The organism is Pseudomonas sp. BNK-44-b (genome assembly GCF_047456245.1).
Lineage (GTDB): Bacteria > Pseudomonadota > Gammaproteobacteria > Pseudomonadales > Pseudomonadaceae > Aquipseudomonas > Aquipseudomonas machongensis.
Map to the genome: position 1 here is coordinate 698,335 of NZ_CP179908.1, position 25,856 is coordinate 724,190.

Consider the following 25,856-nt stretch of genomic DNA (forward strand, 5'->3'; position numbering starts at 1 on the left):
ACTGTCACGCAGCCACCCCAATATCCGGGGCCGAACGTGAACTCAGGTTAGGGATGGCGGGGTCGATGGCGAGCAGTGTGCGCAGACGCGAAGTGATTGGCTGGATGGGCGTCGGCGCCTTGGCGCCTTTGTTGGGCGCCTGCTCCGCGATCCCCGGTCAGCGCGGCGGCGATGCCTCGCTCGAACTGCTCTATGTCGCCGACACCCTTGATGCCCGCGAGCCTGGCCTGCCAGTGGTGCCTGCCACGCGCCTGGGGCCGGTCAGCCATCTGGGGCGTGCTCCATGGATGACCGGCAGCCATGCCAGTAGCGGCCATGCCGAGCTCGCGCCATTGCTCGATGCCGGCCAGGCCAGCCAGGCGCGCCTCGGCGGTTATGCCGTGTTGGCCGCACTGATGGAGCAGATGCGCAACGAGGCCGGCGCCGAGCGCTGCCTGACCCTGGAGAACGGCCAGAACTGGAATGGCAGCGGCCTGGCCTACCTGACCCAAGGCGATAGTGGCGTGCAAGGCAGCCGGATGCTGGCCAGCGACGTGCGTGTGAGCAGCGATGAGCGCGTGCTGTGGCCGCAACGCTGCGCCGCCCTCTATCGCCAGTCCCCTGCGATCACCCTCGGCGCTGGTCTTGGCGCTGAACAGGCCAAGGGCCTGGGTGTCGAGCCCCTGCGCGTGTTCGAGCGCGGCGGCGTGCGCATTGCGGTGGTCGGTGTGACTGACCCTTACGCCCAGGATCAGAAAGCCTCGCTCAAGCAGTGGTACCAATCATTGCTGCCAAGTTTCCAACAAGCGCGGCGCGAGGCCGACCTGGTGGTCGCCCTGGCGGATGTTGGCACTGGCCCTGGCCTGTGGCTTGCCGAGCGGATCGACGACATCGATGTGCTGCTGTGTGCCCGTGGCCAGGATCTGTGGCCGACTCCGGTACCTGTCACGCAAGCGTCGGGGCGCAAGGTGCCGGTGCTGTTCGCCGGGTGTCGCGCCAGTGGCGTCTATCGCCTGCGCTGTCAGCACACAGCAGGGCAGTGGCGATTCGAGGCGCGCTTCGTACCCGCTTTCGACGATCAACTTTCGCCCACTGCCCAGGCGCGTGCCAGCCAGTTACGCAGCACGCTGCGCCAGCAACGCGCCGGTCATGCCGCCTGGCTCGACCAGCCGCTGGCCCGTGCGCCGCAGCCCTTGTGGCGTCGTGACACCCGTGGCGGCAGCTGGGACCGTCTCCTGCACCAGGCCCTGGCCGACGACTCGAGCATGCCGGTGCTATTGCCGGGCCTGCGTTACGACCATCCGCTGCCAGCAGGCCAGGCGATCACCCGCGAGCACCTGATCAGCCTCACCGGCGGCTACCCGGCGCCGGTGGTCGAGGCGCCTGCGCGCCAGGTGGAACAGGTGCTGGAGAATGCCGCCGAGCAGTTGTTCGGCGATCCGCTGCTGCTCGACAACAGCCAGGACCTGCCGCGCTGGCAGGGCCACGCCTGGCAGGTCAGCTACAGCCCGATGGGCAAGCGTGTCGCCGGGCTGCCCACGGTGCAGGGCCTGTGCCGCACCTTCGGCCTGCACTTCGATGCCCAGGCCGGCGAGCCGCTGTGGCAGAAGGTCGAGGCCTGGCTGGCGCGCCAGGAGCCGAACTGGCAACTGGCGTCGCTGCAACTGCCCCAGGTGCGCTATGTGCAGGGGCATCCGGGGTGGCATCCGCGCCAGGTGGCCTCGTGATCGGGCTGGCGCGCCTGCCCAACGTGCTGCTGCTGACCCTGGCCGGCTGGCTCGTTGCCCAGTGCATCCTGCAACTGAGTCGCCAGCCGCAACCGCTCAGTGTCCCGCGCGAACAGACACCCACCTTGCCAGGCCTGATGGCCGGTCACTGGCAGGCGCCACCCGAAGAGGGCGGCATTCCCCTGACGCGCCTGCCCCTGCAATACCTCGGCGGGCTCAAGGCCGAGCCGCTCTCCGCCACCGTGGTGGTGCTGCGCTTCGGCCAGCAGGTTCGCACCCTGGGCCGCGGCCAGCGCCTGGCGCCAGGGATCGTGCTGCAGGACATCGATGCCGATGGCCTGATTTTCGACAACCAGGGGCGGCGCGAGCGCCTGCCCTGGCCGCCACGGCCTGCCGTGACCGGCTTCAAGCGGCAAGGATGAGCAATGATCGCAAGATACGCTGTGGCCTGCGTGCTGAGCCTTGGCCTGTGCTTTGCGCAGGCGTGGGCCGAAGACCCTGAAGTCGACGAAGAGGGCGTGCCCCAATACGAGGTGAACTTCGTCGACACCGACATGGGCGAGTTCATCGACAGCGTCTCGCGCATCACCGGCACCACGTTCATCGTCGATCCGCGGGTCACCGGCAAGGTCACGGTACGCACCGTCGATCGCCACGACGCCGAAGCCATCTACGACATCTTCCTCGCCCAGTTGCGTGCCCAGGGCTTTGCCGCCGTCGACCTGCCCAACGGCAGCGTGAAGATCGTCCCCGACCAGGCCGCGCGCCTGGAGCCGGTGCCGGTGGAGAACGCCGGCAAACAGAGCAAGGGCAGCGACGGCGTGGCGACCCGAGTATTCAATGTGCGCAACGCCGCCAGCGAACAGATGCTCGGCATCCTCAAGCCGCTGATCGACCCGCGCGTCGGGGTGATCACCCCATACCCTGCCGCCAACCTGCTGGTGGTCACCGACTGGCGCAGCAACCTGGAGCGCATCGACAAGCTGCTACGCCAGCTCGACCAGGTCAGCGACGAACCCTTGCAGGTGATGCCACTCAAGCATGCCAGCGCCGCCGACACCGCGCCCCTGGTCACCCGCCTGCTGGCCCGCGAGCAGGGCGCCGACAGTGCCCAGGTGGTGGCCGACCCGCGCAGCAATGCGCTGCTGGTGCGCGGCAGCGCCGACAGCCGCGAGCGCGTGCGTGCGCTGCTTGGTCAACTCGACCGGCCCAGCGACAACCTGCACAGCAGCAACACCCAGGTGATCTACCTGCGTCACGCCAATGCTGCGGAAGTGGTCAAGGTGCTGCGCGGTCTCGGCCAGGACGGCGGGGTGCCCGATGCGCCCGCAGGCGAAGCCAAGGAGGCGCCGGTACGCACGGCCAGCGATGCTGGCGTGCGCCTGGAGTATGAAGAAGGCGCCAACGCGGTGGTCATGGTTGGCCCTGACAGCGAGCTTGCGGCCTATCGCAACATCGTCGAGCAACTCGATATCCGCCGCGCCCAGGTGGTGGTCGAGGCGATCATCGCCGAGGTGTCCGACAGCAGCGCCCAGGAGCTCGGCGTGCAGTGGCTGTTCGCCGACGAGAAGTTCGGCGCCGGCATCGTCAACTTCGGCAGCAACGGCGTGAACATCGCCAGCATCGCGGGCGCTGCTGCCAGCGGCGACAACAAGGAACTGGGCAAACTGCTCTCGGCCACCACGGGCGCCACCGCCGGCATCGGCCATTTCGGCGGCGGTTTCAACTTCGCCATGCTGATCAATGCGCTCAAGGGCAAGAGCGGGTTCAACCTGCTGTCGACCCCGACCCTGCTGACCCTGGACAACGCCGAGGCGTCGATCCTGGTCGGTCAGGAGGTGCCCTTCGTCACCGGCTCGGTGACCCAGAACAACGCCAACCCCTACCAGACCATCGAACGCAAGGAGGTGGGGGTGAAGCTGCGCATCAAGCCGCAGGTCAACAGCGACAACAGCGTACGCCTGGACATCGTCCAGGAAGTGTCCTCGATCGCCGACTCGCGCGCCGCCAGCGATGTGATCACCAACAAGCGCGAGATCAAGACCAAGGTCATGGTCGATGACAATGGCCTGGTGATTCTCGGTGGCCTGATCAGCGACGAATCCACGACCAGCAACCAGCGCGTGCCGTTGCTCGGTGACATCCCCGTGCTGGGTCGCTTGTTCCGCTCCGACAGCAACCGCAACGTGAAGCAGAACCTGATGGTGTTCATCCGCCCGCGGATCATGCGCGACGGGCCGAGCCTTGCCGGGCTGAGCCAGGAAAAGTACCGCAGCCTGCAGCAGGACACCGCCTTGCAGATGCCGGAACTCGCCGAAGGTGGCGCCTTGCTCAAGGCGTTTCCGGCCAGCCGCGCGCGGCTTGAAGGCGGTGACTGGTGATGCTCGGCTATCGCCTGGCGCGTCAGGCTGGCGTTGCCATGGCCCCGGACGATCAGGGCTGGCAGCTATGGTTGCGCGAGGATGCCGACAGCGACCAGGTGCAAGAGCTGCTGCGCGTGCATGGCCAGCCACTGCGCCTGGAGCGCCTCGATCGCGCCGCTTTCGACGAGCGCCTTGGCCAGCTCTACCAGGCTGCCGACTCGGCTACCGCGGCATTGATCGAGGGCATCGGCGAGCAGGTTGACCTCGACAGTCTGATGAGCGAAATGCCACGCATCGAAGACCTGCTCGAAAGCGACGACGAAGCCCCGGTGATCCGCCTGATCAACGGCCTGTTCGGCCAGGCCCTGCGCCTGCGTGCCTCGGACATCCACATCGAAACCTTCGAGCAGAGCCTGGTGGTGCGCCTGCGCGTCGATGGGCATCTGCGCGAGGTGCTGCGCCCGCCGCGTGCGCTGTCGGCCATGCTGGTGTCGCGGATCAAGGTCATGGCGCGCCTGGACATCGCCGAGAAACGCCAGCCCCAGGACGGACGCATCACCCTGCGCGCCGCCGGGCGCGAGGTGGACGTGCGAGTCTCGACGCTGCCCGGCATCCACGGCGAGCGCGTGGTGATGCGCGTGCTCGACAAGCAGGCCAGCCTGCTGGCGCTGGACAACCTCGGCATGCCCGCCGCGGCCTTGCAGGGCCTGCGCGCGTGCCTGGCGCGGCCCAATGGCATCGTGCTGTCCACCGGCCCCACCGGCTCCGGCAAGACCACCACGCTGTATGCCAGCCTCAACAGCCTCAACGATGGCAGCCGCAATATCCTCACCGTCGAAGACCCGGTGGAGTACGCCATCGCCGGTATCGGCCAGACCGCGATCAACCCGCGTGCCGGGCTGACTTTCGCCACCGGCCTGCGCGCGATCCTGCGCCAGGACCCGGACGTGATCATGCTCGGTGAGATCCGCGACCAGGAGACTGCGCAGATCGCCGTGCAGGCCAGCCTGACCGGTCACCTGGTGCTCTCGACCCTGCACACCAACAGCGCCGTCGGTGCAGTGACGCGCCTGCGTGACATGGGCATCGAGCCTTTCCTGATCGCTTCCAGCCTGCGCGGGGTGCTGGCCCAGCGCCTGGTCCGACGCCTGTGCAGTTGTGCCGAGCCGCGCCCGTTGCTCGCCGCCGAGCGGCGTCTGTGGCCGGAACTGGCAGCGTTGCACGCCACCCACCACCCCGTGGGCTGCGACAGTTGCCAGGGCAGCGGTTATGTCGGGCGCCTGGGGCTGTATGAGTTCATCGAGCTGGATGCAGGGTTGGTCGCCCTGCTTTATGAGGGCGCCAGCGAAGTGACGATGCAGGCGCACCTGGCCACGCGTCGGCAGAGCCTGGTGGCCATGGCCAGCGACTGCCTGGCCCGTGGCGAGACCAGCCTGGCCGAAGTGCTGCGTGTGGTGCAGGGCTGAGCATGCCGACCTATCGCTACCAGGCCCTGGACCTGGCAGGTAAACCGCACAAGGCCAGCGTGCAGGCCGACAGCGAGCGCCATGCCCGCCAGTTGTTGCGTGAGCAGGGGTTGTTCGCGCGCAAGCTGCAACGCCACGAAGGCAGCCTGCGGCAACCGCGCCGTCAGCGTCTGAGCCGTGCCCAGCTGTGCGAGCTGACCCGCCAATTGGCCACGCTGACCGGCGCTGGCATCCCCTTGGTCGATGCCCTGGCCACGCTCGAACGGCAACTGCGCGCGCCCGCCTTGCAGGCCGTGCTGGTGTCGGTGCGCGGCGCGCTTGCCGAAGGCCTGGGGCTGGCCCGCAGCCTTGCCCGGCAAGGCGCGCCGTTCACCGGGCTGTACTGCGCACTGGTCGAAGCGGGCGAGCGCTCCGGGCGCCTGGCGCAGGTCTTGACGCGCCTGGCGGATCACCTGGAGCAGGTCCAGCGCCAACAGCACAAGGCGCGCACTGCGCTGATCTATCCCTGCGTGCTGATGGGCGTGTCGCTGGCGGTGGTGGTGGGTCTGATGACGTTCGTGGTGCCCAAGCTGACCGAGCAGTTCGCCCATTCCGGGCAGGCGCTGCCGCTGATCACCTCGCTTCTGATCGCCATCAGCCAGGGCCTGGCCAGTGCCGGCCCCTGGCTGCTGGGTGCAGCGCTCCCGCTGACGCTGTTGAGCGGCTGGCTGTTGCGCAAGCCGCACTGGCGCCTGCGCCGCGACGACCTGCTGCTGCGCCTGCCGCGTATCGGCAGCCTGCTGCAAGTGCTGGAGAGCGCACGGCTGGCGCGCAGCCTGGCGATTCTCTGCGGCAGTGGCGTGGCCCTGCTCGAAGCCCTGCAGGTGGCCAGCGAAACGGTCGCCAACCAGCGCATCCGCCTGGCCCTGGAGCAGGTGCGCCTGCAGGTCCAGGGCGGCACCAGCCTGCATCGGGCGCTGGATGCCAGCGGCCAGTTTCCACCGCTGCTGGTGAACATGGTCGGCAGCGGCGAGGCCAGCGGCACCCTGGCCGACATGCTCGAGCGCGTGGCCGACGACCAGGAGCGCGGCTTCGCCCGCCAGGTCGACACCGCCATGGCGCTCTTCGAACCTCTGATGATCCTGGTGATGGGCGGCGTGGTGCTGTTCATCGTGCTGGCGGTGCTGTTGCCGATCATGCAGCTCAACCAGGGTCTGCAACTGTGAAAAGGAGTCTTTGCATGCAGTATCGCGCCAAGCGTCAGCGCGGCTTCACCCTCATGGAGATCATGGTGGTGATCTTCATCATCGGCCTGCTCATCGCGGTGGTCGCGCCCAGCGTGCTGGGCAACCAGGACAAGGCCATGCGCCAGAAGGTGATGGCTGACCTGGCCACCCTCGAGCAGGCACTGGATATGTACCGCCTCGACAACCTGCGCTTTCCCAGCAGCGAGCAAGGCCTCGCTGCATTGGTGAAGAAACCGGCCCAGGAGCCGGTGCCGCGTGCCTGGCGCAGCGATGGCTACATCCGTCGCCTGCCGGAAGACCCGTGGGGCACGCCGTACCAGTACCGCATGCCGGGCGAGCATGGTCGTGTCGATGTCTATTCGCTCGGCGCCGATGGCGTGGCCGGTGGCGAAGGGCTGGATGCCGACCTGGGCAACTGGGAGCTCTGACTTGCCTGCCCAGCGCGGCTTCAGCCTGCTCGAACTGCTGGTGGTGCTGGCCATCGCCGGGCTGATGAGCGGCTTGAGCGTGGCCTGGCTCGACAACGGTCGTACGCGGGTCGACCAGGCCATGCAGCGGCTGTTTGCCGCGACCCGCGAGCAGTCTGCCGTGGCGCGCCACACCGGCCAGTTGCGTGGCCTGCGCTGGAACGGCAAGCGTCCTGAGTTCGTTCGCCATGACGGCACCGGCTGGGTGGTGGAACCGGTCACGCTGGGTGACTGGCCCCAGGACCTGCGCCCAGACTGGCCAGGCGCAGCAGCGCCGCAACTGGTGTTCACCCCCGAAGGCTGGGCAAGGCCCGGCAAGGTGAACTGGCGGAGTGCCGAAGGTGGCCAGCGCTGGAGCTGGGGCCGCGAAGGGCGGCTGCAAGTCGCGGTGCTGCCATGAAGCGCCGCCAGGGTGGGTTCACCTTGCTCGAAGTCAGTGTGGCGCTCGGTATCGCCGCGGTGCTGGCGGTGATCACCAGCCAGGTACTTCGCCAGCGCCTGGCGGTGCAGGACGGCGTACAACAGCACCGCCTTGGCGCCCTGTGCGCCCGCGAGCTGCAGGCACGGTTTGCCGTCGAGCAGTATTGGCCGGGCAGCAATCGCACTACCGGGGAGCTGCGCAAGGGTGGGCAGGTGTGCCACTGGGACCTGCAACTGCGCAACACCGGCGTGCGCGATCTGCGCCGTGGCGAGCTGCGCCTGTTCGCCGACCGCGATCAGCGCGTGCCGCTGGGCTTGTACACCCTGTTTCTGGAGCGCCCATGAAGCGTCAGGCGGGGCTGACCCTGATCGAGTTGATGGTCGCGCTGGCGCTCACCGCCGTGCTGGGCATCCTGCTGGCGGCCTTGGTGCATGGCTGGCTCACGGTGCGCGAGCGTCTCGCCGACCAGCAGAACGAGCCCGGCGTGCTGGAGTTCTGCCTGGCGCTGGAGCGCCGGTTCGACAGCCCGGTGCTGCGCAAGGTGTACGAGCAGCGCCTGCCGCTGGCCACGCGCTGGCTCGATTGGCAGGCGCAAAACCAGCAGTTGCTGTGGGTCGCTGCTGCGGCCTGGCCCCAGGCCGAAGGGGGTTCGCGCTTGCAGCGTCAGCGCCTGCGTTTCGAGCCCAGGGAGCAGCGCGTGCTGCTGGAAACCTCCGCCGATCTCTACGCCGCCGACAAGCCGCACTGGGTGGTCCGCGAGCGCCTGGAGCGGGTCAGCGAGATGAGCATCCTGTATTTCCAGGGCGGCAGTTGGCTGGCCTGGCCTTCCGATCAACCGGCGCACCCTGGTCGTGGCGTGCGCCTGCATCTGCAGCGTGACGGAGCACCTTATGTCTGCACATTCGTCCTGCCCTGGGGGCGCTCATGAAGTTTGAATGGAGGCGGCGCTCGCCAGCGCGGCCCTGGTTGCTTTTGCGTCCGCTGGCTGACGGAGGTTGGCACTGGTGCCTGCTGGACAGCGGCGTGCTGCGTGACGAAGGGCAGGGCCGCCCGCCGCAGAATCTGGGCGCCAGGGTTGCCGTGGTGATGCCGGGCGAGGCATGCAGCCTTTTCCAGTTGCCTGCCCCGCCCGGGCTCAAGCGGGAGGAATGGCCGCTGCTACTGGAAGATCGTCTGCTGCAAGGCAGCGATGAAGTTCACTGCGCATGCATCGGCCGTGCGGCGGGGCAACTGCGACTGGTGGTGGTGGCACGTGAACGGCTCGACGGCTGGTTGGCCCAGTGCGTGGAATGGGGGCTGGAGGCGGAGCGTTGCTGGTCGCAGTTCCAACTTTTGCCGGTGCGCGACCGTGGTTGTGGATGGCAATGGCGACAGGAGCAGTCGACCTTGTATGCGCGGGTCGACGAGGATGGCGCAGAACACTGGCTGGCTTGGCCTCAGGTGTTGGGCCTTGCACCTGCGCCGTGGGATACCCAGGTGCTTGAGCAGGTCGATGGACGCTGGCCTCAGCGGATTGCCGATCTCGATACCTTGCCGACGCTACGGGAAATGCGTCGCCCGCGCCGGTCATTGAATGTCACGGGGCAGCAAAAGCGCTTGATCGCCGCTTGCCTGGTGCTTGCCGCCGTCTGGGGCGGTCTGTGGAGCAGCCAGCAATGGCGTCAGGCCCAGCTGTATCGCGAGCAGGTGATGGCGGTCACCGGCCCGCAGGCTACGCCGCGCCAGGCCGCGCAGGCGCTCAAACGGCTGCGTGACGCCGACGACGAGCGGGCTTTGCGTCTGCGTCGGCTCGACGGCTTGCAGGAGCAGTTGCAGGCCTGGTTGCACGCGCATCCGCAGTGGCGCTTGCGCGCCGTGCGCTTCGATGGGCAGCGCTGGCATCTGCAACTGGACGGCGAGGGCACGTTGGCGCCGTGGCATGAAATGGCCGCTGCAGTCGGCGCTGCGGTGCAGGTGCAGGCTCAGGGCGCGGTGTTCGATCTGGGGAGCAGTTCATGATCCGGGCAATTTCGCAGCGCCAGCGCATGCGCGTGGCCTGGGGGCTGATCGCGCTGTTGCTGATCGTCATCCTGGTGCGTGAGGTGGGTGCACGCTGGGCCGAGATGAGCCAGTGGCGCGAGCTGGCCGAAGTGGCGGTCAGTCTTGAGGGCGGGCCTGCGTTGAGCCTGGAGCACCTGCGCCAGTCCGCTCAGGCCCGGCATATCGAGCTGACGGAGATCGAGCCGCAGGATGAGCGCTGGCAGGTACGCGGCTCGGTCACGGACGAGCATGCGCTGCTGGCGTGGTTGCAGGCTTTGCAGGGCGAGGGCGCGCAGCCGCTGCAGTGGGGCATGGAGCAGCAGGGCAAGCGCCTGCGCTTCGACCTGCAGGTTCGGCCATGAGTGTGCGCGTGCTGTTGTGGCCGATGCTGGTGTGTGTGGTTACGCTGCTGGTCGAGTTGCCGGCGAGTTGGCTGGTGCCAGGCCGGGCGGTCAGCGGCAGCCTCTGGCAGGGGCAGGCCGAACAGGTGGGTGATGTCGGGCCGCTGAACTGGCAGTGGCAACCCTGGCGCCTACAGGCGCAAATCCGCTTGGGTTATCAGGGGCAGGATTGGTTGGCGCGGCTGAGTGGTTGGCCTTGGCGCTGGCGCGCGGATGTCGAGGCGCTCGAAGCGGCGCCGAGTGTACCGCTGGCTTATCGCCTGGCGGGGCACTGGCAGGGGCGTGTCGCGGTGCAGGGTGTGTGGCAGCGGTGCGTCGGTGCCGAGGGGCGTTTGCAGGTGAACGACCTGGCGCTGGTCTCGCCGTGGTCATTGGATCTGGGGCAAGGCTGGCTCGCAATGCGTTGTGCCAGTGACTGGCGTTTGCAGGGCGGGTTGGCGCTGCAAGGCCAACATCAACTCGACCTTGACGCCGACCTGCTGGCCCGACGCGCCCGGGTCGGACTCGAAGTCCAGCCTGATGCTGCGCTGACGCCCTTGCTGCGCGGCGCCCAGTGGCTGGCGCCGGAGACTGCCAAGGGCGAGCGGCAGCTCAGGTGGTAGTTGCAGAGCTTGAGATCCCAGCTTGCCTGTTGCTTGCTGGAGCAACGCCCTTATCCAAAAATCTGAAAGCCAGCCCAATCCCTGTGGAGCAACTGTCTTGATCAAAATCTAAAGACCAGCTCAATCCCTGTGGGAGTAATTGTCTTGCTCAAAATCTAAAGACCAGTTCAATCCCTGTGGAGCACCTGTCTTGATCAAAATCTAAAGACCAGTTCAACCCCTGTGGGAGTAACTGTCTTGATCAAAATCTAAAGGCCTGCCCAATCCCTGTGGGAGCGGGCTTGTCCCGCGATCACCGGCATAGCCGGTGCCATCCGCCGCGGTGTTGCCATCGCGGGACCAGTCGCAGCGGCGAACCGCCGCTCCCAAAAGCAACTCAACACCAGATCCGATAAACCCGCCTTTACCGGCGCATCCCCAGCTCCGCATTGTCCATCAATGCCTTGGCCAATGCGCTCAGGTAATACGAAGCCCAGACCAGTTGCGGGTTCTCATCCATCACCCCGCTCAAGGTCATGTCGCGCACATACCCCATCAACTCCGAGGCCTGCTCACGCGCACGCTCGCACGGGATGCCCGGCTCGATGCAGAACAGCGGCTGGGTCAGCCCCTTGCCTTGGTAGAACCGTGTTTTGCCGACGGTGGTGTTCGGTGTGGTGTCGCGGGTATCCATCCTTTCATCTCCCTGAAAACCGCTTAGTGAGCCGTCTGCGGCTCTGCCGGCATCTGAACCTGTATCAAAGCCGACTCCAGCAAAATCCTCAGCGCTTCCATTTCATGAATGGCAGCCATTATCAGGAGCGAGACGGGAGACTTGGGTTGGAGGAGGACCGCTTGATGGGCCACGGTTTGTGCGCAGAGTGCGTACTCGGTGGCTTGGATGATGGTGTCTTCGAGGGAGTGGTTGTTGTGGGGTGGGTCGGGGACGATCTTTAACATAGCTATTTACCTTCATGTGCGGCCACCGACCTGCTGTCAAACAGAAGGGTGGCAGCTGTACGTGGGTTGACAGACCGGCGGAAATAGCAAAGTTCCGGCGCACGCAAGCGTGCCCGCACGTACAGCCGCCATCAAGGGCGGGCCATACGCTATTTACCGTCACAGCCTGTCAAAGCTGTGTCGTTGATGTGCAACGACGCGCCGAGACTAGAGCGCTGCCCAGGGGGCCGCAACGGAAAAAAGGCGGTAGGAGTATCTTTGGGAAATGGGCTACAGGAAAGGCGTATTTTCGGATTTTCGAACAATGCGCGCCTAGGAGACGCCAAAGATACCCGGCACTCATGCCTACCCCCTGTGGGAGCGTCGGTTCGCCGCTGCGACTTGTCCCGCGATCACCGGCATCGCCGGTGCCAGTCAGGGGTACTGTTATCGCGAGACAAGCCCCACACTCAACGATCAGCGCCCGCCCTTGCTCCCGACACTCGATGCCCACTCTTCACTGCGGCTATGCCCACTGGTGCGCAGCAGCCCCAGGTCCAGCGCATTTTCGCCGTCCGCCGCGCCTTTGCTCTTGGACAGTTCGGCAATGGCCGTCCCTATGTCGACCGGTGAGTTGGAGAAGTCCACCGACACATTGCGTTGATAGTCGCGGCCCGTGAGCGTTTCGCGGCTGACCGATTGGGCTTGCAGATCGACATCTCCAGCGCCGGACTGTATCCGTGCCCCGACCAGGCGTGCCTGGCCGCCGACGTTCAACTCGACGCCTTCACTGCCCTTGATCCTCGCCTGGTGGGCCACCGTGTCGCGTTGGGTGTGGGACACCTCGACCTTTACCGTCGGCGAGAGCTTTGGGTCCACCTTGGACAACGTCGGGCCGACTTTCTCGGTGACCTTGCCCACCGCAGGGCCGGAGAGGGCGCCGGCAGCATCCAGATAACCCTGGGGGTTCTTCTCGTGGCTCAGGCGGCCATCGGCCTTGACGGTGAGGGTGTCGACGCTGTCCTTGCGGCTGGCCAACAACAGGTCGCCACCGATATCGCCGCGAACCTTCTGTGCATCCAGGCTTGCACCCTCGATCCGGGTGTCGCCCTGGCTCGCCAGCTCGATGCGCTCGGCGCGCAGGGTGCTGGCATTCCAGGTCTGGTTGTCGCGCTTGTCGAGGTTGACCTGCACCCGGCCGTGCAGACCACGGATATCCTTGTCCGGCGTTTCGCCGCCGTTGAGCCTGAAGCCGGCACCGGCGGTGATGTCGAGATTGTCGCGTTTTTCAGTGTTGCCCGAAGCTTCGACCAGCATGCCGCCGTTGCCGGCGTGCAGCTTGATTTCGCTGGCCGAGGCGTGCAGACCCTGCACGTGCAGGGCGACATCTTCACGGGCACGGCTGCTGATCAGCAGTTTGCCTTGAGTGTTGAAGTGGGCATCGACGGCCTGGCTTGCCTGCTCGTCGAGCTTGCCGTTGGCGAAGTGGCCGCCCAGTGCGCCGCCTTTGCCAGTGCCGAACGTGGCCGCCAGCTCCAGCCCGCCGCCGAGTTTGTGACCGCTGGCCTGCTGACTGTCCTGTGCCGCCTTGACCTGTAACAGGCCGGCGCTGTTCAGCTCGATGTCGCCAGTCGGCGCTTCACGGCTGCCGATGCGGGTGCCCTCGAGGACGAGATCGGCGCCGCTACTGAGCAGCACTTTGCCCTTGGCATCGATCTGGCCGACCTGGGCCTTGCTGTCCTGGCGCTGATGTTCGGCCAGGTCAAGGTAACCGCGGCCATCGACGCCGGTACTGCCGGGGCGGTTGCCCACCTTGGCCCAGGCATTACCGTCGATCTGGCGCTGCTGTTCGGTGCGCTGGTCGTGCGCTGCGCTCAGCAGGAGTTTGCCGTTGCTGGTGATGCTGAGATCGCCGGTGCCAGCATTGATGCGCGTACCTTCGTACAGGCCGTCGGCTCCCAACTGGACCTGGATGCCTGTTTGCCCGTAGAGGCTGCCGACGCGGGCGTTGCGGGTGCTGTCTTCGCTGTTCGACGAGCCACCCTTACCGCTGGCGCGCACATTGAGGTCGCTGCCTGTGCTGGTATCGACTCGCACGTCACCGCCAGCCGCCAAGTGTTCGACGAGGCGCGACTGCTCATCGACCGCTGCACGTTGATGATGCTGGTTGGCGGTGATTGCCAGCAGGCCCTCATTGGCCCGCCAGGCCGTGCCTTGATCGTCGATGCGCTCGGCTTCGACCTTGACGCTGGCACCGGACAGCTCGGTGACCTGGGCGATACCGCGGCGCTGGTTTTCCAGACGCTTGAGGTGGGCCACGGTCATGTCGCCGCCGACACTGGGCGCGACCATCGCGTCCTCGGGCGAGGCCTGCTGGAAGCGCGCAGCTTCCTCGCCAAGTACCAGGCGCTCGATCGGCCGGGTCAGGTCGCGGTATTCGAGGCTGGCACCAAGGGTGCCGCGCCAGTCGTCATTGCGCTGCTCGCGTTCGTACACGTCCTGTACCGCCCGGTTCTCGATATCCTTGGCCTTGACCACCAACGCCTTGCCTGCGTCGACGCGTGCGGCCTCGGTCACCAGCGTCCCTGTGTTGATCTTCACATCGCCTCCCGCCTGCAATTCGCTGCGTTGTATCTTGCTGTCGCGCTCACGCACGTTCTCCTTCTGATGATGCCCTTCGAAGTGGCTGCCGATCCGGTCGATGCCGCCGGTCACGGCCAGGCTGCCGCCGCTGTGGGTGGTCTGGGTGTCTGTCTGCTGGTCGTTGCGGGTGGCGCCAAGCGTTATCTGTTGCCCTTGCAGGTTGAGGTCGTCGGTATCGGCCTTGACCTTCGAGCCGTTGACCTGCAAGTGCGCGTCACTGTGCAGCTCGACCGTCGCGCCCTTGAGTTCGCTGGCGACCTGCTCGGTGGCGCGTTGCTCGCTGTGCCGGTTGACCACTGCGTAGCCGACCCCGGCTTCATACTGGCGTGAACCGGGCTTGTCGCCGTCGGCCTCGGTGGTCTGGCGGGCGTGGGCGGTGAGGGCGCGCTGCTGTTCGTCGGTCTTGCTGTCGCTGCGCGCTTGAGCGCTTTCGACGATCAGATCGCCCTTGGCCTCGATCTTGAGCTGTTTGCCAGCCTCGACTTTGGCACCTTCAATGCGCAGTTCCTCGGCACTGGCCAGGCGCAGGTCGCTTTTCGAGCTGACGTCGCTCGCCAGCACCTTTTCCTGCTGGCTGCTGTGGCTGCGGTCGTGGCCGATCAGGCCGAACAGCTTGCTGTCGCTCTGTTTTTCGGTGGTGCTGGAGCGGTTGTGGTCTGCTTCGATCGCCAGGTTGCCGTTGTTGCTGTAGAGCACCGATTCACCTTCGCTGGCGATGGTGCTGCCCTTGACCCTGACCTGCCCGGCGGTGACGTTCAGGTTGGCGCCCGAGGTGATGGTGCTCCCGGCGACCTGCCGCGCGGTGTCCTCCTTGCCCTGGCGGTCGCCGAAGAAGCTGCCGGACACCAGGTCGCCGCGGTAGTCGCGTTGCGTGCCGCGCTTGTCCAGGGCCGTGGTGGTGATCTCGACCTGCTGAGCGGCCAGGGTCATATCGCCCTCGCTGTGCAGGTGGCTGCCTTGCACCTTGAGCGTGCCACCGGCCTTGGCGGTCAGCGTGGCGCCTCGCAGATCGCTGGCTTTGGCGGTTTCCTGATAGTGGTCACTGTCGCTGTCACCCCGCCAGAGATGCTTGCGATGGCGAACCTGCTCCTCGACACGTCCGCTCTCCTTGCCTGCTTCGATGTTCAGGTTGGCCGCGCTGTCCAGGGCGAGTGCGCCACCGGCTTGCAGGGTGGCCGCTTGCAGTTGCATGTCGCCGCCGGACTTGAGCGCCAGGCGGTCATCGGCTTTCAGTTGCGTGCCCTGCAGTGTGTGCTGGGTTGTGGTGGTGTTGCTTTCATAGGTTTCGGTGGTGACGAACAACCATTTTTTGTCCCAGGCCTTGCGCTCACGCTCGATGTTCTCCTGGGCTGCGGTGTCCAGCGTGAGTTTCTGCCCTGCATTGACGTCGATCGATTTGCCCTGGCCCGTGACGGCCTGCAGCCTCAGGTCGCCGCTGGCATTGAGGTTGAGGTTACCTTGGCTGCTGCGCAGTACGGCGCTATGCGTGCCGTCGTCACCGATATACAGGCTGCCGGCGGACTGGATGTCGATGCCGTCGCGACCGTGCATGGCAATCGCCCCGACCCGCACGCCAGCGCCCTCGGCAGTGCTGACCACGCGGATGCGGCCGGCGTGCATGGCGCCGAACAGGCTGGCGTCGATGCTTGCCGGGGTGCCTGGCAGGTGCTCGACGACCTGGCCATTGGTGGCGTCGATGCGGTTGCGCCCGGCAGTCAATTGCAGGTCGTCGCGGGCGTTGAGCGTACCTTTGCTGTCGATGCGCGGAGCAATCAGTTCGAGTGCGCCGCCGTCGTTGCTCTGGCCTCCGCCGAGCACAGTCAGCGCGGCGCTGGCGCTCATCGAGTCAAGCAGGCGCACGTGACCGTCCTCGAGCTGGACATCACCGACCAGAAAACCTGCGCGGGTGGTGTTGATGAAGCTGCCGCCATTGAGGGTGATGCCGTTGCTGTTGGCGAGAATGTAGTCGGCGGGGCGGCCGAAGATTTCCTGGGGGCCTTCGATCAGCGAGGCGTTGCGGCTGACCACTTCGTTGAGGATGGTCGAGGCGGCCTGGCCCTGGAACTGGGGGTTGGCGGCCAGGGCGCCAGCCAGTTGCGACTGGCCCGATTGCAGGGCGTTGTTGAGCACCGCACCCGCCTGGCCGACGTTGTAGTCGAGGAACTGGTTGTGCGAGAGGCCGCTGGCGTTGGGGGCGACGATCTCGATTACCGGTACGCCATGGGCGTTGTTGATCAGTGGTGTTCCCGCCGGGCCGGGAGTCGGTTGCAGCCCGCCCTGGGCGAGCAGGGTCGGGGAGGTGGCCATCAGCGTCAGGAAGATGCTCCAGCGCAAGGCATTGGGCGACGTCGGGACATGCAATTTTTTGGTGTCGTTCACGGGCTTGTCTCTCTTGTTGTGGGTGAATCAGATACTCAGGTTCCATTCGAGCACCCAGACACCGGGCTCCAGGCTGCCGCGCGGCAGGTCGCTGGAGCTCAGCGCGCGCTGGTAGTCCAGGCGCAGGCGGTGGCTCGGGGTGCTCAGCATCACGCCCAGGGTGGCGCCGACCATCCGCTGCGGGCTGCTGCCGTGGTCGAAACGGGTCCAGCCTAGGTCCAGGCCGAGGTGCGGGCGGATTTCCAGGGGCAGGGCAACGGACAGGGGGCGGCTCAGCGTGTTGCGCCACACGGCGCCGCTCGCGCCGGAGACGCTGTGCTGGCAAAAACCGCGCACGGCCAGGTCGTCGGAGAGGGCAAGCTGTTCGATGGCGGGCAGGCGGTCGGGGCTGTACTGCAGGTTCAGCTCGCTCTGCCAGCGCCACTTGCCCTGGTTCAGGTACAGAAGCGTGGCGCGGTACTTGCGAAACCCGGGCTCGGCGCTCTTGCGTCCAAGCGGCTCGCGGTCGGCACCCAGCCAGTCGACGCCCTGGGCGATGCCGAGGTACGCGTTCCACAGGCCGGCTTCGAGCCAGAACAGGTTGATGCCGGCTTCCAGGGTGGTCAGCACCGGGCTTTGCTGGGCGACCTTGAGCGGTCCGAACCAGGTGGCCACGCGCTTGTGATCCAGGCGCAGGCTGGCGTTGAGCATGCCTTGTTGATTGCGCCAGAGCATGCGCTCGACGCTCAGGCCTTGCAGGCTGCTGTTGCCGTGGCTGCCGAGCTGGCTGCCGGGCAGCGGCGCGCGGTATTGCAGTTGGCTCGCGTTGAGGGCGAAGGTCCAGGGACCATAGGGGAGGCTGTAGTAGAGGCTGGCGCCCTGGCTGCGACCTGGCGCGTCGAATACCGTCGATAGCAGCGAAACGCGCAGGTCGTCGTTGAGGCTCAAGGGGCTGTCCAGGCCCAGCGTGAGGCTCAGCCGGTGGCGGCCGGTGAGTGCACTGCCGCGATTGTCCAGACGGCTGTCCAGGTGCCAGCGCGAGCTGACGTGGCGTGGTTCGATCTGGATGTGGGTGCCGCCAGGCAGGTCGCCGGGTCGCACGTTGGCGCCAAGATCATAGGCTCTGAGGCGATTCAACTGGTCCAGCCCTTGTTCCAGGTCAGGCAGGTGCAAGGGCTGGCCGAGCATGCCAGGGAAGGCGCTGGCCAGTGACAGCGGCAGCGCGTTGTCGAGTGCGATGCTTTCGACGAATCCTTCGATAATCACGATATCGAGGGGCATGCCAGCACCTGGTTGGCGCGCCAGGTAAGGGCGGCTTGCGGGATATCCGGCTTGGACGTAGCGTTCAGTGATGGCCAGCAGCAGGCGGTTGATGTCCGCCGGCCCCATGCAACCGTGCAGCAGGGGCCGCAGGCTCTGTTCGAGGGCGGTGTTGGTGACGCGCCTGTTACCGCTCAGGCGCAGGCCGCTGACCGGCCAACATTGCGCTGCAGGCGCTGCCGATGGCGCCTGGCGCTCCAGTGTTTGCGGGGCAGAGCGGCGCTGCCATTGCTCCAGTCGCTGCTGTTGCTGCAGGTGCTGAAGCTCGCGTTGCTGGTCGCGCAGTTGCTCGCTGGCGGGATCGGCTGCAAGGGCAACCGAGCTGGTCAGCAGCGCGAGCAATGCATGGGTGATAGAGCGACAAATAGCCGGAAACGGGGTGTTCGCCATGGAAGAATTCCGCAGAGGTCGTACGGTTCGCGTACTCGTTTGCGTGGATTCTAAAAATTCGAACAGTCGTTTGGATGCGGTACGTTGCCTGCTTGGGTATCAGGCAAATAACGTTTTTGAGTCGGGATATTCTGAGGATTTGCTGTAGATGTAGGACGCCGCCCCGTCAGGCTACGCCGCCTTCCTCAGGTGGGCGCCCTGCAGCGCAGCAGTGGAAGGTGCAGGAAGCCCGCAGGCTCAGGGGCGAATCTCGATCATGGTGCCGTCCTTGACCATGCTCCACACTTCACGCATGTCGTCGTTGCGCATGGCGATGCAGCCTTCGGTCCAGTCGAGGGTGTGGAAATACCACTCCGGGTATTCTTCGTCGATCGGTGTGCCGTGGATCATGATCATGCTGCCGGCATTGACCCCTTCGCGGCGCGCCTTGGCGGCGTCGCTGATGTTTGGGTAGGAGATGTGCATGGCCAGGTTGTAGCGGTCGCTGACCTTGCGCCAGTCGAGCCAGTAGAAGCCTTCAGGGGTGCGCTTGTCGCCTTCGCGCTCCTTGGCGCCCTTGGGTTGCTTGCCCAGGGAGATGCGGTAGGTCTTGAATGGCTCGCCGCGGCTGATCAGTTGCAGGCGCCGCTCTGACTTGAGCACCAGCACCTTGTCGATCTGCGGCTGGCTGCTGCTTTGCGCAGGCCTGGCCTGGGGCTGCGTGCCCTGCGACGTGGTCGCGGGCAGGGGCTTGCGAATGATGGTCTCGGTGAACGCCGCCTGGGACACCGATGCAACGCACAAGCAGAAGAGGGCAAGCAACCAGCGCATGAAACGTATCCTGAAGTAGCTAGGTGGACGACGAAACGTTCATCGGCGGCAGGTATTCATGGCCTATGGGGTACTGCTGCCCGATGCGGTCGCGATAATAGCATTCTAGTGTCCGCGTGACGGTGCGGAAAGCCAGTTCGTTCCAGGGTATTTCATGCTCCTCGAACAAGCGCACCTCCAGGCTCTCGACACCCACGTCGAAGTCCAGGTCGGCCAGTTCTGCGCGGAAGAACACATGCACCTGGTTGATGTGCGGCAGGTCGAACAACTGATAGAGGGTGGTCGGGCCGACGCGTGCGCAGGCTTCCTCGACGGTCTCGCGGCGCGCGGCCAGGTCGAGGGTTTCGCCGTTTTCCATGAAACCAGCCGGCAGCGTCCAGAAGCCGCGGCGCGGCTCGATGGCGCGGCGGCACAGCAACACCTGGCTGCCCCAGACGGGCAAGACGCCTGCGACGATGTTGGGGTTCTGGTAGTGGATGGTCTGGCAGGAGGGGCAGACGTACCGCAGGCGGCTGTCACCCTCGGGAATCTGCTGAATGACCGGCTGGCCGCACGCGCTGCAGAATTTCATGCTTTTATTCCTGTGTGAGCCGCTATCTTGGCGCGGCCGGCGGGGTTGCCGCAAGCCGTCGGGGCTTGGGTGCCTCGCGGCTTTGGTGCATCATGCAAGGCAGGCCTTGGAATCGAGAGTGCGTAATGCTGGACGAGCTTCTTCGCCGAATGAGCAACCATACCCCCGCGTCACTGGAGGCGGATCGCCGTTTTCCCGAGGCGGCGGTGCTGCTGCCCATTACCCGTAGCGAAGAGCCCGAGCTGGTGCTCACCTTGCGTGCCAAGGGGCTTTCCACCCATGGTGGCGAAGTGGCCTTTCCGGGAGGGCGCCGCGATCCGGAAGACCCGGACCTGGTGTTCACCGCCCTGCGCGAAGCCGAGGAGGAAATCGGCCTGCCGCCGGGGTTGGTCGAGGTGATCGGCCCGCTGAGCCCGCTGATTTCGTTGCACGGACTGAAGGTTACGCCGTTCGTCGGGTTGATTCCGGATTACGTCGAGTACCAGCCCAACGATGCCGAAATCGCAGCGGTCTTCAACGTTCCGCTGTCGTTCTTTCGCCAGGACCCACGCGACCACACCCATCGCATCGACTACCAGGGGCGCAGCTGGTACGTGCCCAGCTACCGTTATGGCGACTACAAGATCTGGGGGCTGTCGGCGATCATGATCGTCGAGTTGGTCAACGTGCTGTTCGATGCCGGTATCAGCCTGCACCAGCCGCCAGAGCGCTTTATCCAGAACTGAGCGGGGCTCACCCGCCGACCGCGTCCAACCGTGAGGAACATGACATGAAATACCGCCTGGGCGACCTGCGGGTCGAAGCCCATCCCAGCAGTTGGGCCGCGCCCACTGCCACCTTGATCGGCAAGGTGCGCCTGCAGGCCCGGGCCAGTGTGTGGTTCGGCGCCGTGCTGCGCGGCGACAACGAGCTGATCGACATCGGCGAGGACAGCAATGTCCAGGACGGTACGGTGATGCACACCGACATGGGTTCGCCGCTGACCTTGGGCAAGGGCGTGACCATCGGTCACAATGCCATGCTGCATGGCTGCAGCGTCGGCGACTACAGCCTGGTCGGCATCAATGCGGTCATCCTCAACGGCGCGCGGATCGGCAAGCACTGCATCATCGGCGCCAATGCGCTGATCCCCGAGGGCAAGGAGATTCCCGACGGTTCGCTGGTGATGGGCTCGCCAGGCAAGGTGGTGCGCGAGCTGACCGAGCAGCAGATGCGCATGCTCGAAGCCAGCGCCGCGCACTATGTGCACAACGCCGAGCGCTATTCGCGGGAGCTGGTGGTCGATGAAGACTGACGAGCGGCCGGTCGCTTCGCCGTGCGTGAACGTCTGTGCGCTGGATGAGCAGGACATCTGCATCGGTTGCCAGCGTACGGTGCAGGAGATCACCCGGTGGGCGCGGATGGACAATGACGAGCGGCGGGCGGTGCTCAAGCTTTGCCACGAAAGGGCACTAGAGGCTGGCCTCATCCTCTAGTCTGATGCAGAACTGTGGTAGCGGGCATGCCCGCGAACACTGGCACAGCCGGTGCCATCCACCGCGTTGGATTCTTCGCGGGTTTACCGGCGAACTGCCCAAAGGTAATCTGTGCGGCTTGCCCACAGATTACCCGCCATGTTCTATCTCATTGCCTACATAAGCAGCGTAGTGCTGATCAACTACGCCTTCTCCAGTGCCCCGCACCTGGACATCATCTGGTCCGCCTGGGGCGGGCTGGTGTTCATCCTGCGCGACATGGTGCAGACCCGTTACGGGCATGGCGCGCTGATTGCGATGCTGGCGGCGCTGGTGCTGTCCTACGCGACTTCGGAGCCGGCCATCGCCCTGGCCAGTGCTACGGCGTTCTTCGTGTCCGAACTGATCGACTGGCTGGTGTTCAGCGTCACCCGCAGGCCCCTGCGTGACCGTTTGTGGCTGAGCTCGGCGCTGAGTATTCCGGTGGACACCTTCATCTTCTTTGGCATGATCGGTGCGCTGACGCCTGCCGTGATCGGCACGGCGATGGCCTCGAAGTTCGCCGGTGTAACGGCGGTCTGGCTGATCATGGCATGGCGGGCGCGACGCGCGCTGGCGGTGGGTTGATCCGCGCCCGATTGATGTAGAATACCGGTCCTTTTTCAGCGGGCAGCACCAGCCGGCGCGCCCCGGACGCCTTCGAGGACCTGAAATGACCCGTATCGGAACCCCATTGTCGCCGACTGCGACCCGCGTACTGCTGTGTGGCTGCGGCGAACTGGGCAAGGAAGTGGTGATCGAGCTGCAGCGCCTGGGTGTTGAGGTGATCGCCGTTGACCGTTACGCCAACGCGCCTGCCATGCAGGTTGCGCACCGCAGCCATGTGATCAACATGCTCGACGGCGTCGCCCTGCGTGCGGTGATCGAAGCCGAAAAACCGCACTACATCGTGCCGGAAATCGAGGCCATCGCCACCGCTACGCTGGTCGAGCTGGAAAACGAAGGTTTCAACGTGGTGCCGACCGCCCGCGCCACCCAGTTGACCATGAACCGCGAAGGCATCCGTCGCCTGGCGGCTGAAGAGCTGGAACTGCCGACCTCGCCCTATCACTTCGCCGACACCTATGAAGACTTTGCCAAGGGCGTGGCCGATGTTGGCTACCCGTGCGTGGTCAAGCCGGTAATGAGCTCGTCGGGCAAGGGCCAGAGCCTGCTGCGCAGCGATGCCGACCTGCAGAAAGCCTGGGACTACGCCCAGGAAGGCGGACGTGCCGGCAAGGGCCGGGTGATCGTCGAGGGTTTCATCGATTTCGAGTACGAAATCACCCTGCTGACCGTGCGTCATGTGGGCGGCACCACCTTCCTCGCGCCGGTCGGTCACCGTCAGGAGAAGGGCGACTATCAGGAGTCCTGGCAGCCTCAGGCGATGAGTCCGAAGGCGCTGGCCGAGTCGCAGCGTGTGGCCCAGGCTGTCACCGATGCGCTGGGCGGCCGTGGCCTGTTCGGCGTCGAGCTGTTCGTCAAGGGCGACCAGGTGTGGTTCAGCGAAGTGTCGCCACGTCCGCATGACACTGGTCTGGTCACCTTGATTTCCCAGGACCTGTCGCAGTTCGCCCTGCATGCCCGTGCGATTCTCGGCCTGCCGATCCCGGTGGTACGTCAGTTCGGACCGTCGGCCTCGGCGGTGATCCTGCCCGAGGGCCAGTCGCAGCAGACCAGCTTCGCCAACCTGGGCGCAGCGCTGAGCGAGCCAGACACCGCCATTCGCCTGTTCGGCAAGCCGGAAATCAATGGCACCCGCCGCATGGGCGTGTGCCTGGCCCGCGACGAGTCGGTCGAAGCGGCACGGGCCAAGGCGACCCGTGCTTCGCAGGCGGTCAAGGTCGAGTTCTGATCTGAGATCGCACGGGGCTGCCGAGCAGCCCATTCGCGGGCAAGCCCGCTCCTACAGACTCCTGCAGGAGCGGGCTTGCTCCAACTGCTCAAAGCTCGGTATGGCGGGTTTCCTTCAGGCACAGCACGGCAATCAGGCTGATCACCGCCGCCACGGATACATATCCCCCCACCCAGCTCAAACCGCCCATGCTCACCAGTTGCTGGGCGAAGAACGGTGCCGCCGAGGCGCCGACGATGCCGCCCAGGTTGTAGGCCGCCGAGGCCCCGGTGTAACGCACGTGGGTCGGGAACAGTTCAGGCAGCAGCGCGCCCATCGGGGCGAAGGTCACGCCCATCAGGAACAGTTCGATCGCCAGGAACAGCGCCACGCCGGCAGTGGAGCCCGAGGTCAGCAGGGGTTCCATGGTGAAGCCTGAGGCAATGGCCAGCAGGCCGCCGACGATCAGCACCGGCTTGCGCCCATAGCGGTCGCTCAGCCAGGCCGACAGCGGCGTAGCCAGGGCCATGAACACCACGGCGAAGCACAGCAGGCCGAGGAAGGTTTCGCGGCTGTAGCCCAGCGTCGACACGCCGTAGCTCAGCGAGAATACCGTGGAGATGTAGAACAGTGCGTAGCACACCACCATCGCCGCAGCGCCCAGCAAGGTGGGCATCCAGTATTTGGCGAACAGGTCGACCACCGGCATTTTCACCCGCTCTTGACGGGCCACGGCCTTGGCGAACACCGGGCTTTCCTCGAGCTTCAGGCGTACGTACAGCCCCACCAGCACCAGCGCAGCACTGAGCAGGAACGGAATGCGCCAGCCCCACTCACGGAACTGCTCGTCGCTGAGTACCAGTGCCAGGGTCAGGAACAGACCGTTGGCGGCGAGGAAACCAATCGACGGGCCCAACTGCGGGAACATGCCGAACCAGGCGCGCTTGCCGGGTGGTGCGTTCTCGGTGGCGAGCAGGGCCGCGCCGCCCCATTCGCCGCCCAACCCCAGCCCCTGGCCGAAGCGCAGCACGCAAAGGATGATCGGTGCCCACACGCCGATGCTGTCATAGCCTGGCAGTACACCGATCAGCGTGGTGGATACGCCCATCAGCAGCAATGAAGCGACCAGGGTCGACTTGCGCCCGATACGATCACCGAAGTGGCCGAACAAGGCCGAGCCCAGCGGTCGGGCAAGGAAGGCGATACCGAAGGTGAGAAAGGCTGCCAGCATCTGCGCGGTGCCTGAGCCGGACGGGAAGAATACCGGCCCGATCACCAGCGCAGCGGCCGTGGCGTACACGTAGAAATCGTAGAACTCGATGGCGGTGCCGATGAAGCTGGCGGTGGCGACCCGGGCGGGCGAATTGACCGGGGTCGCCGAGTCAGGCTCGGCGTAGGTGCTGCTGGTTGTCATGCGTAGGTCCCTGAACAGTCGTTCGCGCGGCCGAGCAGGCGGGCCGCAGCGTATTGTTGTGGTTCGCCAGGCTGACGAGGGCCCAAGGGGTGGCAGGGAGCGGGCGCTGCTCGGGGTAGGACGCAGGGCTGCTGGCACGTCAGTGAGGCGGACTGGCCGTGGGGCGCCGGGTGCGGGTAGCAGGCGGGACGGCAGGGCTGGGTAAGCGTGGCCCGAGTATAGCTATCGGGTTAAGGTCCAGACCAGTACCTTGCTGGCGCAATTGTCCTCGGTTTCGAGGATTTCCAGGCGGTAGCGTCCGACTTTCAGGCATACCGCGCTTGCCGGGATGCTTTCCAGTGCTTCGGTGACCAGGCCATTGAGGGTTTTCGGGCCGCCGTCGCAGGGCAGGTGCCATCCCAGGCTGCGGTTGAGCTCGCGCAGCGAGGCGGTGCCTTCGATGATGAAGCGGCCATCGGGCTGGGGATGGATATGGGGGTTGTCCAGGCTCTGTTCGTCCTCGAACTCGCCGACGATCTCTTCAAGGATGTCTTCGAGCGTTACGATCCCCAGCACTTCGCCGTACTCGTCCACGACCACGCCCATTCGCCGCTGCTGCTTGTGGAAGTTCAGCAGTTGCATTTGCAGTGGGGTGCTTTCCGGGACGAAGTAGGGCTCGTAGCAGGCGGCCTGCAGCTTCTCCAGGGTCAGTTCGGCGCGTGGCAGCAGGTGGCTGATGAGCTTGGTGTTGAGGATCGCTTCGACCTGGTTGATGTCGTTGTGATAGACGGGCAGGCGGGTGTGGCGGCTGAGGATCAACTGTTCGATGACCTGTTCGATCGGGTCGTCGAGGTTGATGCCGTCGACTTCGTTGCGCGGGACCAGAATGTCGTTGACGGTAATCTTGTCCAGCGCTTGCAGGCCCTCGATCAGCCCCTGGCGTGGTGGTTCGTGGGGCTCGTCGTCATCCTGGGCGTCGTCATCCTGTGGGTGCAGGGCGACGGCGTTGGGTTGTACGCGCAATGGGCGCAGGATCAGCTTGGCCGTGCCGTCGAGCAGGCAGGCCACAGGCTGCAGTGCCGCCAGTGGCAGCTTGAGCAGGCTGGCGCCAAGGCTGACATAGGCCTGTGGGTTGCGCCGGGCCAGGCGCCTTGGCAGGTATTCGGTCAGCACCAGCAGTGCCAGCGTGGCGCACAGCCCGGCCAGCCAGAAACCATGCTCGCCGCTGTAGCGCTGGCCGATCAGGCAGGCCAGGCCCAGCACCAGCAATCTGCCCAGGCTGGCACAGAGCACCAAGGCCTGGGCGGGCAGGGTGGGCTGTTCGGCTTCACCGGCGCGGGCGTGGCCGTTGAGCTGCTGGCGGGCGGCCTCGACCGCGCTGAACAGCGCCGACCACAGCAGCGCCAGTATCAGGGTGCCGAGCAGCGGGGCGTACGGCAAAGTGTCCATGATTGC

Annotated in this window: 25 protein-coding genes; 17 read left to right on the forward strand and 8 right to left on the reverse strand. The window is 65.8% G+C overall.

The features are described 5' to 3' along the window. Positions 1-65 precede the first annotated feature (65 nt). Genes ACMGGG_RS03400 through ACMGGG_RS03455 form a run of 12 tightly spaced genes read left to right on the forward strand, consistent with a single transcriptional unit; the run spans position 66 to position 10,671 of the window. Positions 66-1,706 carry a lipoprotein UxpA gene (locus ACMGGG_RS03400; RefSeq protein WP_414154866.1) on the forward strand — a complete coding sequence of 547 codons (1,641 nt, stop codon included), beginning with the start codon at positions 66-68 and terminating at the stop codon, positions 1,704-1,706. Next, positions 1,703-2,128, forward strand: coding sequence for a pilus assembly protein PilZ (locus ACMGGG_RS03405; protein WP_414154867.1), 426 nt, complete (start codon positions 1,703-1,705; stop codon positions 2,126-2,128). Before ACMGGG_RS03400 ends, ACMGGG_RS03405 begins: the two co-directional genes overlap by 4 nt. Before the next feature lie 3 nt (positions 2,129-2,131). After that, complete coding sequence (gene gspD, locus ACMGGG_RS03410; protein ID WP_414154868.1) at positions 2,132-4,087, forward strand: type II secretion system secretin GspD; 1,956 nt, start codon at positions 2,132-2,134, stop codon at positions 4,085-4,087. Beyond that, positions 4,087-5,535, forward strand: a complete 1,449-nt coding sequence (locus ACMGGG_RS03415) for a GspE/PulE family protein (RefSeq protein ID WP_112897555.1) — start codon at positions 4,087-4,089, stop codon at positions 5,533-5,535. Before gspD ends, ACMGGG_RS03415 begins: the two co-directional genes overlap by 1 nt. Positions 5,536-5,537: 2 nt before the next feature. Next, positions 5,538-6,740: a type II secretion system inner membrane protein GspF gene (gene gspF, locus ACMGGG_RS03420; protein ID WP_063543278.1), complete on the forward strand. Its 1,203-nt coding sequence runs from the start codon at positions 5,538-5,540 to the stop codon at positions 6,738-6,740. Positions 6,741-6,754: 14 nt separating this feature from the next. Continuing rightward, positions 6,755-7,189, forward strand: coding sequence for a type II secretion system major pseudopilin GspG (gene gspG / locus ACMGGG_RS03425; protein WP_125930627.1), 435 nt, complete (start codon positions 6,755-6,757; stop codon positions 7,187-7,189). Between the two features lies 1 nt (position 7,190). After that, entirely contained in the window at positions 7,191-7,628 is a 438-nt protein-coding gene (gene gspH, locus ACMGGG_RS03430) for a type II secretion system minor pseudopilin GspH (protein WP_414154869.1), read from the forward strand. Further along, positions 7,625-7,993 (forward strand): type II secretion system protein, encoded by a 369-nt coding sequence (locus ACMGGG_RS03435; protein WP_414154870.1) that lies wholly within the window; start codon positions 7,625-7,627, stop codon positions 7,991-7,993. The genes gspH and ACMGGG_RS03435 overlap by 4 nt, the downstream gene beginning before the upstream one ends. After that, a complete protein-coding gene (locus ACMGGG_RS03440) occupies positions 7,990-8,577 on the forward strand; it encodes a type II secretion system protein (RefSeq protein ID WP_414154871.1) in 588 nt (195 codons plus the stop codon). Before ACMGGG_RS03435 ends, ACMGGG_RS03440 begins: the two co-directional genes overlap by 4 nt. Continuing rightward, positions 8,574-9,647: a type II secretion system protein GspL gene (locus tag ACMGGG_RS03445; protein ID WP_414154872.1), complete on the forward strand. Its 1,074-nt coding sequence runs from the start codon at positions 8,574-8,576 to the stop codon at positions 9,645-9,647. The genes ACMGGG_RS03440 and ACMGGG_RS03445 overlap by 4 nt, the downstream gene beginning before the upstream one ends. Further along, positions 9,644-10,030: a type II secretion system protein GspM gene (gspM, locus tag ACMGGG_RS03450; protein WP_414154873.1), complete on the forward strand. Its 387-nt coding sequence runs from the start codon at positions 9,644-9,646 to the stop codon at positions 10,028-10,030. Before ACMGGG_RS03445 ends, gspM begins: the two co-directional genes overlap by 4 nt. Next, positions 10,027-10,671 carry a hypothetical protein gene (locus ACMGGG_RS03455; RefSeq protein ID WP_414154874.1) on the forward strand — a complete coding sequence of 215 codons (645 nt, stop codon included), beginning with the start codon at positions 10,027-10,029 and terminating at the stop codon, positions 10,669-10,671. The genes gspM and ACMGGG_RS03455 overlap by 4 nt, the downstream gene beginning before the upstream one ends. 403 nt (positions 10,672-11,074) lie before the next feature. On the opposite strand, the gene ACMGGG_RS03460 is transcribed toward ACMGGG_RS03455, so the two are convergent. The 6 genes from ACMGGG_RS03460 to ACMGGG_RS03485 all read right to left on the reverse strand — a co-directional run bounded on the left by ACMGGG_RS03460 (position 11,075) and on the right by ACMGGG_RS03485 (position 19,681). After that, positions 11,075-11,344, reverse strand: a complete 270-nt coding sequence (locus tag ACMGGG_RS03460) for a DUF3077 domain-containing protein (protein ID WP_414154875.1) — start codon at positions 11,342-11,344, stop codon at positions 11,075-11,077. Positions 11,345-11,367: 23 nt separating this feature from the next. Beyond that, positions 11,368-11,610 (reverse strand): hypothetical protein, encoded by a 243-nt coding sequence (locus tag ACMGGG_RS03465; RefSeq protein ID WP_054894680.1) that lies wholly within the window; start codon positions 11,608-11,610, stop codon positions 11,368-11,370. A gap of 456 nt (positions 11,611-12,066) precedes the next feature. Then, complete coding sequence (locus ACMGGG_RS03470) at positions 12,067-16,611, reverse strand: hemagglutinin repeat-containing protein (RefSeq protein WP_414154876.1); 4,545 nt, start codon at positions 16,609-16,611, stop codon at positions 12,067-12,069. A gap of 27 nt (positions 16,612-16,638) precedes the next feature. Beyond that, on the reverse strand, positions 16,639-18,300 hold the full coding sequence (locus tag ACMGGG_RS03475) for a ShlB/FhaC/HecB family hemolysin secretion/activation protein (protein WP_414154877.1): 1,662 nt from the start codon (positions 18,298-18,300) through the stop codon (positions 16,639-16,641). Between the two features lie 237 nt (positions 18,301-18,537). Then, positions 18,538-19,110 (reverse strand): L,D-transpeptidase family protein, encoded by a 573-nt coding sequence (locus ACMGGG_RS03480; RefSeq protein ID WP_063543292.1) that lies wholly within the window; start codon positions 19,108-19,110, stop codon positions 18,538-18,540. Positions 19,111-19,129: 19 nt separating this feature from the next. Beyond that, positions 19,130-19,681, reverse strand: a complete 552-nt coding sequence (locus tag ACMGGG_RS03485; protein ID WP_414154878.1) for an NUDIX hydrolase — start codon at positions 19,679-19,681, stop codon at positions 19,130-19,132. 125 nt (positions 19,682-19,806) lie between these two features. Between ACMGGG_RS03485 and ACMGGG_RS03490 the strand changes: the two genes are divergently transcribed. The 5 genes from ACMGGG_RS03490 to purT all read left to right on the forward strand — a co-directional run bounded on the left by ACMGGG_RS03490 (position 19,807) and on the right by purT (position 23,029). After that, positions 19,807-20,406 (forward strand): CoA pyrophosphatase, encoded by a 600-nt coding sequence (locus ACMGGG_RS03490; RefSeq protein ID WP_054894676.1) that lies wholly within the window; start codon positions 19,807-19,809, stop codon positions 20,404-20,406. Between the two features lie 44 nt (positions 20,407-20,450). Then, entirely contained in the window at positions 20,451-20,975 is a 525-nt protein-coding gene (locus tag ACMGGG_RS03495; RefSeq protein WP_054894675.1) for a gamma carbonic anhydrase family protein, read from the forward strand. Further along, entirely contained in the window at positions 20,965-21,156 is a 192-nt protein-coding gene (locus ACMGGG_RS03500; RefSeq protein WP_054894674.1) for a DUF1289 domain-containing protein, read from the forward strand. The genes ACMGGG_RS03495 and ACMGGG_RS03500 overlap by 11 nt, the downstream gene beginning before the upstream one ends. 138 nt (positions 21,157-21,294) lie before the next feature. After that, positions 21,295-21,762, forward strand: a complete 468-nt coding sequence (locus tag ACMGGG_RS03505) for a VUT family protein (protein WP_054895618.1) — start codon at positions 21,295-21,297, stop codon at positions 21,760-21,762. 85 nt (positions 21,763-21,847) lie between these two features. Continuing rightward, positions 21,848-23,029 carry a formate-dependent phosphoribosylglycinamide formyltransferase gene (purT, locus tag ACMGGG_RS03510; protein ID WP_112897568.1) on the forward strand — a complete coding sequence of 394 codons (1,182 nt, stop codon included), beginning with the start codon at positions 21,848-21,850 and terminating at the stop codon, positions 23,027-23,029. 88 nt (positions 23,030-23,117) lie between these two features. Here purT and ACMGGG_RS03515 read toward each other — a convergent pair whose 3' ends face one another. Both ACMGGG_RS03515 and ACMGGG_RS03520 read right to left on the reverse strand, forming a co-directional pair. Next, the gene (locus tag ACMGGG_RS03515; RefSeq protein WP_063543298.1) at positions 23,118-24,422 is read right to left on the reverse strand and encodes an MFS transporter; all 1,305 of its coding nucleotides are present in this window, start codon (positions 24,420-24,422) and stop codon (positions 23,118-23,120) included. Positions 24,423-24,644: 222 nt separating this feature from the next. Next, positions 24,645-25,850 carry a transporter associated domain-containing protein gene (locus ACMGGG_RS03520; protein ID WP_414154879.1) on the reverse strand — a complete coding sequence of 402 codons (1,206 nt, stop codon included), beginning with the start codon at positions 25,848-25,850 and terminating at the stop codon, positions 24,645-24,647. Between the last annotated feature and the right edge of the window lie 6 nt (positions 25,851-25,856).

What these genes read in the sequence shown, in the direction of transcription:
- ACMGGG_RS03400 (WP_414154866.1), top strand. Translation starts at nt 66, where the DNA reads ATGGCGAGCAGTGTGCGCAGACGCGAAGTGATTGGCTGGATGGGCGTC.
- gspD (WP_414154868.1), top strand. Translation starts at nt 2,132, where the DNA reads ATGATCGCAAGATACGCTGTGGCCTGCGTGCTGAGCCTTGGCCTGTGC.
- ACMGGG_RS03415 (WP_112897555.1), top strand. Translation starts at nt 4,087, where the DNA reads ATGCTCGGCTATCGCCTGGCGCGTCAGGCTGGCGTTGCCATGGCCCCG.
- gspF (WP_063543278.1), top strand. Translation starts at nt 5,538, where the DNA reads ATGCCGACCTATCGCTACCAGGCCCTGGACCTGGCAGGTAAACCGCAC.
- gspG (WP_125930627.1), top strand. Translation starts at nt 6,755, where the DNA reads ATGCAGTATCGCGCCAAGCGTCAGCGCGGCTTCACCCTCATGGAGATC.
- ACMGGG_RS03435 (WP_414154870.1), top strand. Translation starts at nt 7,625, where the DNA reads ATGAAGCGCCGCCAGGGTGGGTTCACCTTGCTCGAAGTCAGTGTGGCG.
- ACMGGG_RS03440 (WP_414154871.1), top strand. Translation starts at nt 7,990, where the DNA reads ATGAAGCGTCAGGCGGGGCTGACCCTGATCGAGTTGATGGTCGCGCTG.
- ACMGGG_RS03445 (WP_414154872.1), top strand. Translation starts at nt 8,574, where the DNA reads ATGAAGTTTGAATGGAGGCGGCGCTCGCCAGCGCGGCCCTGGTTGCTT.
- gspM (WP_414154873.1), top strand. Translation starts at nt 9,644, where the DNA reads ATGATCCGGGCAATTTCGCAGCGCCAGCGCATGCGCGTGGCCTGGGGG.
- ACMGGG_RS03455 (WP_414154874.1), top strand. Translation starts at nt 10,027, where the DNA reads ATGAGTGTGCGCGTGCTGTTGTGGCCGATGCTGGTGTGTGTGGTTACG.
- ACMGGG_RS03460 (WP_414154875.1), bottom strand. Translation starts at nt 11,344, where the DNA reads ATGGATACCCGCGACACCACACCGAACACCACCGTCGGCAAAACACGG.
- ACMGGG_RS03465 (WP_054894680.1), bottom strand. Translation starts at nt 11,610, where the DNA reads ATGTTAAAGATCGTCCCCGACCCACCCCACAACAACCACTCCCTCGAA.
- ACMGGG_RS03475 (WP_414154877.1), bottom strand. Translation starts at nt 18,300, where the DNA reads ATGGCGAACACCCCGTTTCCGGCTATTTGTCGCTCTATCACCCATGCA.
- ACMGGG_RS03480 (WP_063543292.1), bottom strand. Translation starts at nt 19,110, where the DNA reads ATGCGCTGGTTGCTTGCCCTCTTCTGCTTGTGCGTTGCATCGGTGTCC.
- ACMGGG_RS03485 (WP_414154878.1), bottom strand. Translation starts at nt 19,681, where the DNA reads ATGAAATTCTGCAGCGCGTGCGGCCAGCCGGTCATTCAGCAGATTCCC.
- ACMGGG_RS03490 (WP_054894676.1), top strand. Translation starts at nt 19,807, where the DNA reads ATGCTGGACGAGCTTCTTCGCCGAATGAGCAACCATACCCCCGCGTCA.
- ACMGGG_RS03495 (WP_054894675.1), top strand. Translation starts at nt 20,451, where the DNA reads ATGAAATACCGCCTGGGCGACCTGCGGGTCGAAGCCCATCCCAGCAGT.
- ACMGGG_RS03500 (WP_054894674.1), top strand. Translation starts at nt 20,965, where the DNA reads ATGAAGACTGACGAGCGGCCGGTCGCTTCGCCGTGCGTGAACGTCTGT.
- ACMGGG_RS03505 (WP_054895618.1), top strand. Translation starts at nt 21,295, where the DNA reads ATGTTCTATCTCATTGCCTACATAAGCAGCGTAGTGCTGATCAACTAC.
- purT (WP_112897568.1), top strand. Translation starts at nt 21,848, where the DNA reads ATGACCCGTATCGGAACCCCATTGTCGCCGACTGCGACCCGCGTACTG.
- ACMGGG_RS03515 (WP_063543298.1), bottom strand. Translation starts at nt 24,422, where the DNA reads ATGACAACCAGCAGCACCTACGCCGAGCCTGACTCGGCGACCCCGGTC.
- ACMGGG_RS03520 (WP_414154879.1), bottom strand. Translation starts at nt 25,850, where the DNA reads ATGGACACTTTGCCGTACGCCCCGCTGCTCGGCACCCTGATACTGGCG.